Origin of the sequence: Varibaculum massiliense, assembly GCF_900106855.1 — a bacterium.
Lineage (GTDB): Bacteria > Actinomycetota > Actinomycetes > Actinomycetales > Actinomycetaceae > Varibaculum > Varibaculum massiliense.
In genome coordinates, this window is record NZ_FNWI01000004.1 from 1,449,376 (window position 1) to 1,464,911 (window position 15,536).

12 protein-coding genes and 1 riboswitch are annotated in these 15,536 nt (G+C 55.0%); of the genes, 7 read left to right on the plus strand and 5 right to left on the minus strand.

Features of this window, described 5'->3' with window-relative positions:
• Positions 1-182: 182 nt before the first annotated feature.
• Entirely contained in the window at positions 183-1,658 is a 1,476-nt protein-coding gene (locus BQ5456_RS06485; RefSeq protein WP_071129271.1) for an amino acid permease, read from the minus strand.
• A gap of 158 nt (positions 1,659-1,816) precedes the next feature.
• Positions 1,817-1,894, plus strand: a riboswitch (ZMP/ZTP riboswitch).
• A gap of 23 nt (positions 1,895-1,917) precedes the next feature.
• On the opposite strand from BQ5456_RS06485, the gene glyA reads away from it, so the two are divergent.
• The 4 genes from glyA to BQ5456_RS06505 all read left to right on the plus strand — a co-directional run bounded on the left by glyA (position 1,918) and on the right by BQ5456_RS06505 (position 6,184).
• Entirely contained in the window at positions 1,918-3,210 is a 1,293-nt protein-coding gene (glyA, locus tag BQ5456_RS06490; protein WP_071129272.1) for a serine hydroxymethyltransferase, read from the plus strand.
• 74 nt (positions 3,211-3,284) lie between these two features.
• Positions 3,285-4,187, plus strand: coding sequence for a bifunctional methylenetetrahydrofolate dehydrogenase/methenyltetrahydrofolate cyclohydrolase (locus BQ5456_RS06495; protein ID WP_071129273.1), 903 nt, complete (start codon positions 3,285-3,287; stop codon positions 4,185-4,187).
• 14 nt (positions 4,188-4,201) lie between these two features.
• Positions 4,202-5,311, plus strand: a complete 1,110-nt coding sequence (locus BQ5456_RS06500; RefSeq protein WP_071129274.1) for a BMP family lipoprotein — start codon at positions 4,202-4,204, stop codon at positions 5,309-5,311.
• 27 nt (positions 5,312-5,338) lie between these two features.
• Positions 5,339-6,184, plus strand: a complete 846-nt coding sequence (locus tag BQ5456_RS06505) for an exodeoxyribonuclease III (RefSeq protein WP_071129275.1) — start codon at positions 5,339-5,341, stop codon at positions 6,182-6,184.
• A gap of 53 nt (positions 6,185-6,237) precedes the next feature.
• On the opposite strand, the gene BQ5456_RS06510 is transcribed toward BQ5456_RS06505, so the two are convergent.
• A complete protein-coding gene (locus tag BQ5456_RS06510) occupies positions 6,238-7,638 on the minus strand; it encodes a class II fumarate hydratase (protein ID WP_083378405.1) in 1,401 nt (466 codons plus the stop codon).
• 166 nt (positions 7,639-7,804) lie between these two features.
• On the opposite strand from BQ5456_RS06510, the gene BQ5456_RS06515 reads away from it, so the two are divergent.
• Positions 7,805-8,686, plus strand: coding sequence for a hypothetical protein (locus BQ5456_RS06515; RefSeq protein WP_143037050.1), 882 nt, complete (start codon positions 7,805-7,807; stop codon positions 8,684-8,686).
• Between the two features lie 159 nt (positions 8,687-8,845).
• On the opposite strand, the gene ppgK is transcribed toward BQ5456_RS06515, so the two are convergent.
• The 3 genes from ppgK to BQ5456_RS06530 all read right to left on the minus strand — a co-directional run bounded on the left by ppgK (position 8,846) and on the right by BQ5456_RS06530 (position 11,527).
• Entirely contained in the window at positions 8,846-9,604 is a 759-nt protein-coding gene (ppgK, locus tag BQ5456_RS06520; protein WP_071129277.1) for a polyphosphate--glucose phosphotransferase, read from the minus strand.
• Between the two features lie 3 nt (positions 9,605-9,607).
• Positions 9,608-10,519: a type I methionyl aminopeptidase gene (gene map / locus BQ5456_RS06525; RefSeq protein ID WP_083378406.1), complete on the minus strand. Its 912-nt coding sequence runs from the start codon at positions 10,517-10,519 to the stop codon at positions 9,608-9,610.
• A gap of 183 nt (positions 10,520-10,702) precedes the next feature.
• Entirely contained in the window at positions 10,703-11,527 is an 825-nt protein-coding gene (locus BQ5456_RS06530) for a substrate-binding domain-containing protein (protein WP_071129278.1), read from the minus strand.
• 178 nt (positions 11,528-11,705) lie between these two features.
• Here BQ5456_RS06530 and pheS point away from each other — a divergent pair, with 178 nt between their 5' ends.
• Positions 11,706-12,806 (plus strand): phenylalanine--tRNA ligase subunit alpha, encoded by a 1,101-nt coding sequence (gene pheS, locus BQ5456_RS06535; protein ID WP_083378407.1) that lies wholly within the window; start codon positions 11,706-11,708, stop codon positions 12,804-12,806.
• Positions 12,807-12,808: 2 nt separating this feature from the next.
• Positions 12,809-15,457 carry a phenylalanine--tRNA ligase subunit beta gene (pheT, locus tag BQ5456_RS06540; protein WP_071129279.1) on the plus strand — a complete coding sequence of 883 codons (2,649 nt, stop codon included), beginning with the start codon at positions 12,809-12,811 and terminating at the stop codon, positions 15,455-15,457.
• Positions 15,458-15,536: the final 79 nt, after the last annotated feature.

The following is a 15,536-nucleotide window of genomic DNA, read 5'->3' on the forward strand; positions in this document are numbered from 1 at the left end:
CAGGGGGCTGTTGCGCTGTTAGCACGTTATTAGTACGGGGAAGGATTATAGCTGTTTGGCATCTGTAAGCGCGGGGGAGAGTTTTATCCGAGTGGGTGCGGTGGGCATAAGAAATCGGGGAGAGACTTAGTCTCTCCCCGATTTCTTGGGCGGGAGGAAAAACTCTCCCCCACGCTTAAGTGTTACTGGTTCTCGCTAGCTCCCGTTTCGGCGGGAGCGTTTGCAGTAAACATGTCATGGTCAACGTGGTTGCGCACCACCAACCAGGCCAGTGCCAACACTACGGTCACCGAGGCGAACGCGATAATCGCTGCCGGCCCCAGACCGCCCTCGAACCACATTAAAACAATCATTGAGGCAAACACCGCTAGCACTACGTAGTTGGTGTAAGGAGCCAAAGGAACATGGAACTTCGGACGCTGCAGCCCATTGCGGCGGCAGTGACGCACGAACAAGATATTCGAAATCATCACCGAACCCCACATGGAGCAAATCCCAATCCCCGCCATATAGGCGATGACGTCGAACGCCTCGGAAGGGTGAATCATGTTGATGATTACCCCCACCAAGCCGACAGTACCTGCAGCCACAATCGCCGCGTAAGGTACCGCGTTGCGGTTCATCCCCGCCAGGAAGCGTGGTGCCGAGCCGGAAACCGCTAGCGAACGCAAACCGCGACCACAGGTATAAAGTTCGGCGTTAATCGCGCTGGCTGCCGCGAGCATCACCACGATATTCATGATGGTGCCGGCAGCGGGAATACCAATGGCGGTAAAGAAGGTTACGAAGGGGGATTCGTTCTTGTCATAGACGTTGTGGGGCAACAGCAAAGTGAATAGCACAATACAACCCATGTAGAACAGCAAAATCCGCCACATCATAGAGTTAACTGCCCGGGGCAATTCTTTTTGGGGATCTTCGGCCTCACCAGCGGCGGCGCCCAAGTATTCGGTGCCACCGTAAGCAAACAGCACTCCCAGCGACATAGTGACCATGGTGAAAGCGCCCTTGGGGAAGAGACCGCCGTGCTCGGTAATCGCACCCACCCCCGGATGGTAAACCTGGCCGCCCACGGTCAGGTTTATGCCCAGAATCAAGACCACAACCGCTAAAAGCATGAAGATTACAATCGCCGCGACCTTAATCATCGCGAACCAGAATTCGAATTCCCCGAAGAATTTAACGGAAGCGAGGTTAACTATCACCATCAGTGCCAAAGCGATGAAAGCCCAGCCCCACTGGGGAATCACCTGGAAAATCTTCCAGTAATGCATATAGTTAGCAATCGCGGTGATATCGGCCATCAGCGCCGAAGAATAGGTAATAAAGGCAAACCAACCGGTGAAATAGGCTCCGCGTTCACCCATAAACTCGCGGGCGTGGGAAATAAACCCCCCTGAGGAGGGGCGATACAGGCTGAGTTCGGCCAGGGCGCGCAGCATCATATAGGCTACGGCGCCGCAGATTGCATAGACAATGGCTACTGAAGGACCGCCCTCAGAAATACGTCCGGAAGCCCCAAAAAACAGGCCGGACCCAATGGCCCCGCCCAGCGCAATCATGCGCATGTGGCGAGACTTTAACCCTTTGCGGTATCCGACATCGGATTTGTCGCGGTGAGAGGCTGTCCCCGCTGCCGACGGTTGAGTTTCGCTCATTAGATTTCTCCTAAGTTTTACCTTTTTGTACTCGATAACAGAGCACATAGGGAGTATAGGTGAGGTGCGTGCCAGACTTTAGAGGCAGTCAGCATTTGGAATCGGGCATCCAGCCACAAACTATTTAGGTAAAAGCCTCCTAGGTCACGGTAGACTAAAGAGGTAACCGTGACTGGCGTAGGTGGGATACCACCGGGGAGCAAGTTGTTAATCAGTCGCTCGCCTGGGCTGATTCGGCACTATTAATAAGGAAGAGTCAATGGGAGATAAACTTCTTATCCGATCCATCTCGCAAGTGGATCCCGAAATTGCAGCAGTTTTAAACCAAGAGTTAGAGCGGCAACGCGGCACCTTGGAAATGATTGCTTCCGAAAACTTTGTACCGCGCGCCGTACTGCAGGCGCAAGGATCCGTCCTCACCAATAAATATGCGGAAGGCTACCCGGGGCGCCGTTATTACGGAGGGTGCGACGCGGTAGATGTCGCCGAGAATCTGGCTCGCGACCGGGCTAAAGAAGTATTTTCTGCCGAGTTCGCCAATGTGCAGCCCCATTCGGGTGCCCAAGCCAACGCAGCAGTGCTATCTGCCCTGGCCAAGCCGGGGGACACCATTATGGGTTTGGCGTTAGACCACGGCGGACACCTTACCCATGGCATGAAAATAAATTTCTCTGGTCAGCTCTATAACGCCACCGCCTATCAGGTGGATAAAGAAACCAGCTGGGTGGATATGAATCAGGTGCGTGACGCGGCCTTGAAGTATCGCCCGAAAGTGATTATCGCTGGCTGGTCTGCGTATCCTCGCCAGGAGGACTTTAAAGCCTTCCGTGAAATCGCGGACGAGGTGGGCGCCTATTTGTGGACAGATATGGCGCATTTTGCGGGGCTGGTAGCTGCCGGGTTACACCCGAACCCGGTGCCGTATTCCGATGTGGTTTCTACGACTGTCCACAAGACTTTGGGTGGGCCGCGTTCGGGCATGATTTTGTCGCGCGATAAGGAATTGGGGAAGAAAATTAATTCCGCGGTTTTCCCCGGTCAGCAGGGCGGGCCCTTGATGCACGTGGTGGCGGCGAAAGCAGTCGCCATGAAGATTGCGGGCAGTGACGAGTTTAAAGATAGGCAAAAGCGCACGCTAGAGGGCGCGAAAATATTGGCGAAACGGCTGATGCAATCGGATATTGCCGAATGTGGGATTTCCCTGTTGACTGGCGGTACCGATGTACACCTGGTGATGGTGGATCTGCGTAACTCCCCGCTGGATGGGCAGCAAGGTGAAGATTTGCTGCACGAATCCGGCATTACTATCAACCGCAATACGGTACCTTTCGATCCGCGTCCTCCTCGGGTAGGCTCCGGGCTGCGCATTGGTACCCCGGCGTTGGCTACTCGCGGTTTCGGGAAGAAAGAATTTACCGAGGTAGCTGAGATTATTGCGGGAGTTTTGAAGGATGCTTGCCGGGGCAAGGTAGACACTTCTGACTACCGCGAGCGGGTAAAGGTTCTGATTAAACGTTTCCCCCTCTATTTGGGGCTTAACCAGGTTGCCTAAAGCTAAATAGATAAATGCAGGGTGGCGCGGGCAGACGATTAGAGTCTGCCCGCGCCCTCAAGCTAAGGAGAAAAATGCGTAAAGGATGGAGCGGGGACGCGATTTTGCTGGATGGGGCAGCGCGGGCTCGGCAACTGAAAGAACAGATGCGCCAGCAGGTTGAGCACCTGCATCAGCAAGGGATTAAACCGGGGCTAGGCACTATTTTGGTGGGCTCTGACCCGGGATCGGTTTCCTATGTGGCAGGTAAACATCGTGACTGCGCTGAGGTAGGTATCGAGTCGATTCGGGTGGAACTGCCCGATACGGTTTCTACGACCCAGGTATTAGCGGAGATTGAAAAACTCAACGAGAATCCCGCCTGTACCGGTTATATTGTGCAGCTGCCCCTGCCGCGCCAAGTCGATGTGAACCAGGTGCTAGAAGCAATCGATCCTGATAAGGATGCTGACGGATTGCACCCCATGAACCTGGGACGGTTGGTGCTGCGGGTAAAAGAGCCGGTAACCTCCCCGCTGCCTTGCACCCCGCGCGCTTGTATCGATTTGCTGCAGCAGTATCAGGTGCCACTGGAGGGCGCACAAGTGTGCGTAGTAGGGCGCGGCACCACCGTGGGGCGTTCCCTGCCCTTAATGCTTACCCGGAAAGATATTAACGCCACCGTCACCTGTTGCCATACCGGAACCCGGGATTTAGCTGCACATACCCGCCAGGCGGACGTGATTGTCGCCTGCGCCGGATCAGCGGGAATTATCCGGCCCGAGATGGTCAAGGAGGGCGCGGCAGTGCTGGATGTAGGGGTATCTCGCGGCGCGGTCAACCCGGAAACCGGGAAAGCCCGGTTAGAGGGCGACGTGGCCGAGGGAGTAGATAAAGTGGCGGGTTGGCTCTCGCCCAACCCCGGAGGTATCGGTCCGATGACCCGGGCAAATCTGCTGCTAAACGTGGTGGAAACCGCTATTCGACAGGTAGGTTAGGCGGGGCATAACAGATGCGTTTGCGCAAACTTTCGATTCCTTTAGCCTTGGCCGCTACCCTCGCCCTTACCCTGGGCGGCTGCGCCTCTTCCTCGAAAACTAGCTCCGGCGCGAAACCTGCAACCGTAGCTAAAACGCGCGGAGAGTTTTGCCTGGTAGAGAAAAAGAAATCTCAAGATATTCGGGCAGTGGCGCTCAGTAAAGCTCTGGGGGAGGTGCTGGCGAAACCGGAAAATAAGAAAACGGTGAAGACTGAAACTATCAGCGTAGAGAAAACCTCACAGATTGGCGGGCAGCTAAAGAAAAAGAAATGCAAGAATGTGCTTTCTTTAGAGCCGGGATTCGCGCGGGAAATGGTGCGGGTCGCAAAAAGTAATTCAGAAATAAACTTCGCCATCCTGGGGGCGATTGGGCAGGTTAAAGCGTTACCTAATGCTTCGGGTATCGATTTTGATTTGCGGAAACCCGCTTTCCTAGCCGGGTATGCCGCCGCCGGGGTTACTAAGAGTGGTCTGGTGGGGGCAGTTAGCGATTTACCGCCAGAGGATACTGATAAGAATCCGGGCAGCGCCCTTGGGAAAGATCCGGTTTCTGCTTGGGCAGGCGCCTTTCGTCTGGGGGTGGAATACTATAACCAGTTCAAAGGCTCGGGGATTAGATTTTCTTCTTGGGAACAAAGCGCGGGCGGACCGCTGCGGGTAAAAAGCAAAGAGCTGCATCAGCAACTACTGAAGTTAGCCGATGAAAGGGTAGATGTTATTTTCGTAGTGGCTAATCCGGAAGAAACCGGGGTGGTAGCGGAGTTGGCGGCTAAAGATGCGGCAGCTGTCTGGACTGGGCAAGACCTGGCAGCCAGTACCCCCGATTTGAAGGCCAATATGCTCACCTCAGTGGTTATTGATGCTTCCGGGTGCGCGAAACAGCTGCTAAAACAACTTAAAACCGGCTCGATTTCCGGCAGGGACTACCGGGGAACTCTCAAGAACTCCGGAGTTAAACTGGCTGGTTGGGGCGATTATGCGCCCAGGTTTTCTGATAGTCTCACCGCCGAATTGGCAGGTATTCGCAGCCAAATCGACAGCGGAAAAATAGATATAACGAAACTTGAAACCCATCGCGGCTAAACGAAAAACGCAAAGTAAAGGGGAAAGATGCTCAAGGTTGCCACAGTTAATGTGAACGGAATCCGGGCAGCGTTCCGTAAAGGAATGGATGCGTGGCTGGAACAGTCTGCGCCGGATGTGGTGCTGGCTCAGGAGGTACGCGCGAGCGAAGAAATCGCGCAGGAACTTTTTGGGGATGACTGGCAGGTAGCGGTGAACGTCTCGCAGCTCAAAGGGCGCGCGGGAGTGGCGGTCGCAGTGCGTAAATCCTCCCCTTGGCACCTAGCGGAATCAGCGGCAGATACGGTGCCGGTTGAGGTTCCCTCAGATGGAGGGCGCTGGTTAGAAGCGGTATTGACCCGGGAAAATGAAGGCGGGAAAGAGGACGCGCGTGTGCGAGTAGTCTCCGCCTATTTTCATTCCGGGGAAGTAGGAAGCGAAAAACAAGACCATAAAATGGCGCACCTAGAACGAATCGGTCACCGTCTGAAGCAGCTGATGTCCCCGGATGTGTCCTCGGAAAATGCCGAACCCTTAGTGCTGGTAGGCGGGGACTTCAATGTGGTGCATACCGAGCGGGATATCAAGAACTGGAAACCGAACCATAATAAACGCGCCGGAGTATTAGACGAGGAAATCGCGTTCCTGAATCGCTGGGGTGAGCAAGGCTGGGTTGACGTGGTGCGCAACCTTGCCGGGCAGGTGCAAGGACCCTATTCCTGGTGGTCATGGCGGGGTAAAGCCTTCGATAATGATGCCGGGTGGCGTATCGACTATCAGCTGGCTACCCCGGCGTTGGCAGAGCTTGCGCGCAGCCAGCAAGTTGACCGCGCCGAGGCATACAATCAGCGTTTTTCCGATCATGCCCCTGTGGTGGTTAGCTACGAAATATAAAATCGCGCCTGCCAGGATATTTATTGGCAGGCGCGACCTATTACAGTTGCTGGTTACTTACCGGCTTTCGGGTGAGTCATATCGGCAACATTTAGAGCTTTATCTAAATCTTCCTCACTGATTTCCCCGCGCTCAACAAATCCTAGATCCAGAGCAGATTCCTTGACCGTCATCTTCTCTTTCACTGCGTGCTTGGCGATTTTAGCGGCATTTTCATAGCCGATGTAACGGTTCAGCGGAGTCACAATCGAAGCCGAAGATTCTGCCAGTTCCAGGCAGTGCTCCGGGTTAGCCACGATACCATCTACGCAGCGCTCGGCGAGCAGACCGGCAACCGCTCCCAGGCAGTTAATCGACTCTAGCAGGTCCACTGCCATCACCGGCAGCATCACCAACAGGTCAAAGTTGCCTTGCGCGCCCGCGAAAGCAATCGTCTGATCGTTACCGATTACCTGGGCAGCTACCTGTACGGTTGCCTCGGGCAATACCGGGTTAATTTTGCCGGGCATAATCGAAGAGCCCGGCTGCAGATCCGGCAAAGTGATTTCGCCGAGGCCGCAGCGCGGCCCGGAAGATGCCCAACGCAAATCATTGGCGATTTTCACGAAGGAAACTGCCACTACCCGCAATGCGCCGGACATTTCTACCAAGGAATCCTGCGCGGCTTGGGCTTCGAAATGGTTCTCGGCCTGACGGAACGGCAAATCCATGTTCTCGGCGATTAGGGCAATAACCCGCTCCGAGAAACCCTCCGGAGTGTTAATCCCGGTACCGACGGCAGTGCCCCCCAAAGGTAGCTCTGCCAGGTTCTTTTCTGCGTCCTTGACCCGGTCAATTCCCTTACGTACCTGGGTGGCGTATCCGGAGAACTCTTGTCCCAGCATGATTGGGGTGGCATCCATCAGGTGGGTGCGCCCTGCCTTAACGATATTGGCGAACTCTTCGGCTTTCTTTTCTAGGCTGGTTGCCAGCTGATCTAGCTTCGGGAGCAGAGCATGCTCGACTGCCTCGTAGGCGGCAATATGAATCGAGGAGGGGAACACGTCATTAGAGGACTGGGAAGCGTTCACATGGTCATTGGGGTGAACTTTGCTGCCCTTAAAGCCAGTGGCCAAGGTAGCTACTACCTCGTTGGTGTTCATATTCGAGGAAGTCCCAGAGCCGGTTTGGAAAATATCAATCGGGAACTGGTCATCATGTTTACCAGCGATAACCTCTTCCGCGCCTTTCACAATGGCATCGCGGGTTTCGGTATCGATTACCTCTAGTTCGGCGTTAGCAATCGCTGCCGCCCGCTTGATTTGCCCTAAAGCCGCGATGTGGTGGCTGGAAAGAGTGCGACCTGAAATCGGGAAATTTTCTACCGCCCTTTGGGTCTGAGCTGCATAGAGGGCATCCTTGGGAACCCGAACTTCCCCCATGGTGTCATGTTCAATCCGATATTCTTCGCTCACGTGTAGCTCCTTTAGTCTTTATAAAAGTGGTTACTTACCTTCTAGCCTACCGGGGTTAGGGGCGAAGAACGTCCTAAAATCCGAGGAAAAGCCGGGAAAATTGGTGCAGGTGTGATTTTTGAGGTGGAAGCACCTTAGACTGGAACTATCGACAGAAAGCGGGAGCATGATGAGCAACGATGCCTCAGAGGATAAACCTACCGAATATTTGCCTGGCGGGGCGATGGCAAACGCTTATGTTCCGCGTGGTCGCCAGACTAATCGGCGGATTACTCGCCGGGTAGCGCAACCGGAACCTAATAGTACGGAGCAAAGAAAAATAGCGGTACCGAATCCGCCCGAGGGTGCGCCCTCGACTACTCCTGCCGCCTCCGCTTTCGAAGGACAACCACCTACTGAAGTAATCCCGCCGGTTAACCAGCCCTCAGCGGGCGCGCCTGGTACTGCCCCCTATCCGGTTGGCAATAATCCCGTTGCTAATACCGCTGCTACCCAGGCGATAGGTGCTTCCGGGGCGACTTATCCAGCAGCGGGAGCTGCCCCAGTTCACAGGAAATCGATAGATCCTGCCGCCGCCACTCCGCAAGTTGATTCTTTCCCCGGGGGGATTCCTCCCGCCTACAATCCCCAAGTTGACCCGGAACAGCAGCGGGAGGATCAAGAATACGAGGAAGAACGCGCAGACAAACGTCGTTTGGTAAAAGTCGCGGGCATCGTGACCGCAATCGTAGCCATCCTGGTCGGGGCGGTAGTGATTATTGCGATGACAATTTCTGCTAAAGAAGTTGTGCCCTCCGAACAGAAAACCAGCCCGTCAGAAAGTATTTCCACCAGTTCTTCGGCTCCTGAAACCACCCGGACAACTGTTCATACTGAGGAGCCCACGACCAGTAAACCTGCGACCAGTGAACCCGTGCCCGAGCAGCCGAGCGCCACACAAACCACTCCTGCCGCCCCGCCCGCCACACGGGCGACGCCCACACAAGAACCTAACCCCACCGGGGTAGAAACTCCTACTGCTGAGCCAACTCCCTCTGCCGGAAACTAAGGCACAACCTGAAGGTAAGTATCTGAGAGGTAGCCATTAACCTGCTGCCCGCATTTCAACTTTTGGGGCTTAACCCGAGCTTTCGGGTCGGGGTAAAGGAAAACGCCGGGGGCAACCCCCGGCGCCTCCTTGAAGGAGAAAACTAGCTAAAACTAAAAGCTATCCCTGCTGGCGTTGACGGGCAGCTCCGGCTGCCGCTGCCCCCACAATCCCGGCGGTATTTCGCAATTTGGCGGGGATAATCGGGGTAGAAATGTCGATTAGAGGCAAGAACTTCTCGTGTTTGCGAGATACTCCGCCGCCGACTACGAACAAATCCGGGCTAAATAGTTTCTCCATTTCCCGGTAATACTTGGTTAGCCGTTTCGCCCATTTTTTCCAACCCAAATTTTCGCGTTTACGTACCGCCGCGGAGGCGCGGGTTTCCGCGTCATGACCGCCAATCTGGATATGCCCAAGCTCGGTATTGGGAAGCATTACCCCATCCACAAAAATGGCGGTTCCAATCCCCGTCCCCAAAGTAGTAAACACGGTAACTCCCGGCTGATCTTTGAAAACCCCGTACTGTTGCTCGGCCAAACCCGCGGCATCCGCATCATTTAGTACAGCTACCGGACGCCCGATAGCCTCGGAAAATACCTCTACCGCGTTCTTGCCGACCCATTCTTGATCCAGGTTTGCCATGAAACGGACATTCCCACCCGGGAGCGGACAGGGGAAACAAACACCTACCGGCACGTCCTCGGGAAGTTCAAAATGTGCTAGGACATCCGCTGCCGTTTTGGATACCGCCTGCGGGGTTGCCGGATAGGGGGTTTCAATCCGGAAACGTTCCTGGGTAAACTCTCCGGTCTCTAAATCGACCGGGGCTCCCTTAACGCCCGATCCTCCGATATCAATACCAAATGCGATAGCCATTAGTTACTCCTTACTAGGCAGGGTCAGAATTTGCGCACCATCTTCGGTTACCACCACGGTGTGTTCGAACTGAGCTGTGCGTGAGCGATCTTTGGTGACCACTGTCCATCCATTATGCCACTGTTCCCACTCTATTGTCCCTAGAGTGAGCATAGGCTCAATAGTGAACACCATTCCCGGCTCCATCACGGTGTTATAGGAGGGGGCGCAATCATAGTGGGGGACAATCAGACCGGAATGGAAAGCCTCGCCAACGCCGTGACCAGTAAAGTCGCGTACCACTCCATAACGAAAACGCTTCGCGTAGGCACTGATTACCCGCCCGATAATGTTAATTTCGCGTCCCGGCTTCACCGCTTTAATCCCGCGCATCATGGCGTTATAAGTGCGTTCCATTAGCAGCTGGGATTCTTTATCTACCTGACCGACGCTAAACATGGCGCAGGTATCGCCGTGTACCCCATCTTTATAGGCAGTGATATCCACGTTGACAATATCGCCTTCTTGCAGGGGCTTATCGTCGGGGATTCCGTGGCAAATAACTTCATTCACCGAGGTACACAGGGATTTCGGGAAGCCCATATAGTCCAGGCAAGACGGGTAGGCACCCTGCGAAACAATATAGTCGTGACCGATTTTATCGAGTTCATCGGTAGTTATCCCGGGTCTAATTGCTTTTCCTACCGCGACGAGGGCGTCGGCAGCAATCTGCCCGGCAGCGCGAATCTTTTCGACAGTTTCCGGGGTTTTAGTATCGGAAGCGGTGATGCGTTCCGGGCCGTCATGGAAAAGGTATTCGGGACGCTCAATTTCCTTGGGAACATCCAGCTTGGGGCTAACAGTTCCGGCTTCCTGATTTCCCAAGGGGGCGCGTTCAGCTAGTTCTTTAAGGCTAAGTCCTTGATATTCATTCATGTCTCTATCCTACGCGGGCAGGCAAATGTTCCGGATTCAACGCGTTTTTAGCTGGAGGATACAGGTAAAGAGAGGAAAAGCGTAGGAAGAGAGGAAAGACGGATAGGGGGGTAGGGCGCCCATAGAGGCGGGCGGGAAAAGTTAGAAAAGGGGCAAAACTAGCTAAACCGTAACCGAGAACGCTTAAACGGACTCGCGGGAAACGTACTGCAAAAGCTGACCGCTGGGGGCTTTGCCGAGGTCTAGCTCATCGCCCTCACGCTGGGCTATATGCATTAACTCTTGATAGGCGAGTGCCTGGGTATCAACATTTATTGAAGATATAGGGGGGCGAGAAACTTGACCAGCGGGAGAGTCGAAGCCACCCACAACCGAACCATCTTGAGGAACCATCCTGCCGCATTCGCGCAAACCATGCACAATCGCCATCGCCGTCGTATCGTCAATCGCGCAGAACCCGTCCAAACTGGGGTGCTTTTGCAAAGCCGCGAGCAGGTAAGAGGCAATGTTCTCGGGATCTGTGGGCAGCTCCAGTTGGATAGGAGACGCCAGCCCCGTTGCCTGGCACACCATTTGAGCAAAGAAGTAATAGACGGTAGCCGCTTTTTCAGGGTACTTCCCCCGCCAATGCACGAAAGCCAAATGGCGACGATTCCGTTTTACTTGGGCATCTACCTGAATCTTAGCCATCTGGAACGTGACTAAATTGGCGGGATTCTGTCGATCCTTGCCCTGTAGCAAAGAATCAAGCACCGTGGCTTCGCACTTTTTTAGTTCCCCCAGAGTCTTTTCGTCCAGCGGGAAAAGCGGCAAAACCGCAGCATCAGTTTCCCTAATAGTGGAAAGCAGATTCTCGGGATGATCTTCCAGGTGAACTGTGCAAACTACGCTGATTCCCGCCTGGGCTAGCATAATCGTCATATCGCGTAGCAGGGCGGAGTGAACCTCGCCAATATCGACGGAAGGCACAACGATATCAACCTTCGTTTTTCCAGCTAGCGTCGCCAAGGTGCCTCCTCGATTGCAAGTTTGTTTCCATTCTACATATTAACGCCATCAAGTGCGGCTATCTTCGCACGGTATCTTTTTGTATTCGCGTCTTTGGAAAGTTTCGCTTCGCGGTCTGAAATTACCCCCGAATTTACTTGGCAACTAGAGTGTAAGACAAAAGAGAGAACAAATATTGATGAAAGGTGAACCTGTGTCTGACGCGACCACACCTATCTCCCCGCTAGATCAAGAGGGAATTGCCCGGGCAGTTGCGGCGGCAGAAGCCGATTTTTCTGCTGCCGACTCGCTAGAAGAATTAAAGAGGGCGCGCGGGGTTCACCTGGGTGACAGCGCGCCGATCATCCTGGCTAACCGGGAGATTCGCAATCTGGATAAGGCGGATAAAGCCCAGGCGGGCAAGAATCTGGGCGGCGCTAAGAAACAGCTGCATGCTGCATACGATCAGCGCCTAGCCGCCCTCGAGAAGGAAAAAGAAGCCCAAACTTTGGCGGCAGAGGCACTGGACGTAACCCAGGTGGCGCAGCGTTACCCGCAAGGTGCGCGTCATCCCCTGGAAACCTTGATGGAAGATATTTCTGACTTTTTCGTGTCTATGGGTTGGGAAATCGCGGAAGGCCCGGAAGTCGAGCACGAATGGTTCAACTTTGATTCTCTCAACATCGACCCCGATCACCCGGCGCGGCAAGAACAAGACACCCTCTATATAGATGGGCGCTCTTTGGGGGGAGAAAACCCTGGGGATGGGAACCTGGTGCTGCGCACTCACACTTCGCCGGTGCAGGCGCGAGTGATGCTTTCGCGGGGAGTGCCGGTCTATATTGCTTGCCCCGGGAAAGTTTTCCGTGCCGATGAACTGGATGCTACCCACACCCCAGTGTTTCACCAGGTAGAGGGGCTGGCAGTCGATAAGGGTCTGACGATGGCGGATCTGAAAGGCACCCTGGATCATTTCGCGCAATCCATGTTCGGGATGGAAGCCAAAACCCGCTTGCGTCCCTCTTTCTTCCCCTTTACCGAGCCCAGCGCAGAAATGGATCTGTGGTTCCCGCAAAAGAAAGGCGGGCCAGGCTGGATCGAATGGGGCGGCTGCGGCATGGTAAACCCGAATGTGCTGATAGCCTGCGGAATCGACCCGAATGTGTATTCCGGCTTCGCCTTCGGGATGGGCATTGAACGCACCCTGATGCTGCGACATGGAATCACCGATATGCACGATATTGTCGAGGGCGACGTGCGATTTTCTAAACAGTTCGGCACTACCGGAAGGGGAAACTAGCAATGCCATTTGTAGCGCTTGATTGGCTAAAAGATCACGTCGAGGTAGTGCCGGGTACGGATATCAAACAGCTTTCCTATGACCTGGTCAAGGTAGGTTTGGAAGAAGAAGCCATCCATCCGGCCGCGGTAATTGGACCTTTGGTGGCCGGGCGGGTTTTGACCCTGGATGCCAAAGAACAATCCAATGGGAAAGTCATTAACTATTGCCGAGTCGATGTCGGCGAGTTTAATGACCGTCCCGGGGAAGGCAAAGAGCCCTCCGAACTGCCCAGTCGCGGAATTATTTGCGGCGCCCACAACTTTAAAGTGGGAGATTTAGTAGTGGTGTCGCTGCCGGGAGCAGTTCTGCCCGGTGATTTCCAGATTGCCGCCCGTAAAACCTATGGACATATTTCTGACGGAATGATTTGTTCCCAGCGGGAACTGGGGATTGGCGATGACCATAACGGAATTATTGTCCTGGAGCAGTTACTGCCGGAAAAGGCGGCAGCCGGGGAGCTGCCTGCTCCCGGCGAATCAGTGATTGAACTGTTGGGATTGGGGGAGGAAACCCTAGAAATCAATATCACCCCCGATCGCGGCTACTGTTTCGCAATGCGCGGGGTGGGGCGCGAATATGCCCACTCCACGGGGGCTAAATTCACTGACCTGGGGCTGGCAGAGAATCTACCTTCCGGGTCAGTACCAGCGGCCACCGAGGACGGATTTGCGGTTAAAGTCGCAGATGAGGCTCCGATTAATGGCAATGTTGGTTGTGACCGGTTTGTCACTCGCATTGTGACCGGTATTGATGCGCAGGCGGCAACTCCGGACTGGATGGTGCGCCGCCTGGAACAGGCAGGAATGCGTTCTATTTCGCTGGCGGTAGATGCCACCAACTATGTGATGCTGGATTTGGGGCAGCCCCTGCATGCTTATGACCTGGATAAAGTATGCGAACCGATCGTGGTTCGTCGGGCGAAAGCCGGCGAAAAGCTAACTACCCTCGATGAGGTAGAGCGCACCCTTGATCCCGAAGATTTACTGATTACCGACTCCCCGGAGGGCGTAGAAGGCTCCCGGGTGCTGGGACTCGCTGGCGTTATGGGTGGCGCCTCCACCGAGGTGACTGCCGATACCGTGAATGTACTGGTAGAGGCGGCGCATTTCCAGCCCACTTCGATTGCACGTACTGCCCGGCGGCATAAACTGCCTTCCGAAGCCTCCAAACGTTTTGAACGCGGCGTGGATTTCGAGCTAGCGCCGGTAGCTGCCCAGCGGGTAGTCGATATTCTGGTGGAATACGGCGGGGGCACCGACAGTGGACGGGTTAGCGACCTCAATAACACCAAGCCCTTTGCCGAAATTGTGATGCCGTTGCATGAACCGGCACGGCTAACCGGGGTGGAATATAATCAGGAAACCATCACTGGTCTGCTAAAAGATGTGGGATGTGAAGTGCGGGTAGAAGAGGGCAATGTTATTGCCCAGCCGCCATCGTGGCGTCCTGATTTGACTGGACCGGCGCACCTGGTAGAAGAAATTGCCCGGCTGGCCGGCTATGACACCATTCCTTCGCGCAGGCCGCGCCCGATTGCCGGACGCGGATATACCCCCAAGCAGCGGGCTCGCCGGGATGTAGGGCGGGCGCTGGCGCAAGGCGGCCTGGTGCAGGTGCTTTCCTATCCCTTTATTTCCGAGGACGTATTTGACGCTGAACTACTCGGAGAAAAGGATGTGCGCCGCCAGGCGGTGCTGGTGGCTAACCCGCTGGCAGACGATCAGCCCTTGCTGCGCACTTCCTTGCTAGATACTTTGCTGGGGGTGGCTCAGCGCAATATTGCCCGTGGTAATGAGCAATGCGCGATTTTTGAGACCGGTTTAGTTACCCGGGGAATGGGAACTGAACTTACCGGTTCTTTCGGGGTCGAGCACAAACCGGATCCGGACCAGCAGCGCGCCCTCGGAAAAGGAGTTCCTTACCAGCCGGAGCATATTGCTGGTGTTCTAGTGGGACAGGCGGAACTTGCCGGTGCGCTGGGCGGTGGACGCTCCTATGATTGGGCGGACGCGGTAGAGTTCGTGCGGACGGTAGCGCAAACTTTGGCGGTACCGATGCGCGTGCAAGGCAAAGATGGACGCCAGCGCCTAGCTAAAGACAATATGATGGGGGAGCCAGGCTCCCCGGAGGCAGTCGCGCCCTTCCATCCGGGGCGTTGCGCCCGGATCGTGGTGCGGGGTGCCTGCGTTGGTTTGGCGGGGCAGCTCCACCCAGCGGTTTGCCGCAACTTCGGGTTGCCGGAATCTGCTTGCGCTTTCGAGATTGACTTTGAGAAGTTCACCGAAGCGATGCCGAAGAAAGATTTGCAGGTGAAGCCAGTATCGTCCTTCCCGCCCGCGAAAGAAGATATCGCGCTGGTAGTCGATGCGGATATTCCTGCAGCTGACGTGCAACAGGTGATTGAGAAACAGGCGGGAGACCTGCTGGAAGAAGTACGTCTTTTCGATGTTTTCAGTGGTCAACAGTTGGGCGCGGGCAAGAAGTCGCTGGCGTTCTCGGTGAAGATTCGCTCTGGGGAAGGCACTCTGAGTGCTAGCGAGATTCAGGCGGTGCGCACCCGGATTATTAAGGCTACCGCTAAGAAGTTTAAGGCGACTTTGCGCGCCTAGAGATAGTGCGCCTTATTGGGGGAGAAGTGCGAATTCGCCCTCACCGCTAAAAATTGAGGAGCCAAGGGTCGTAGGGAAC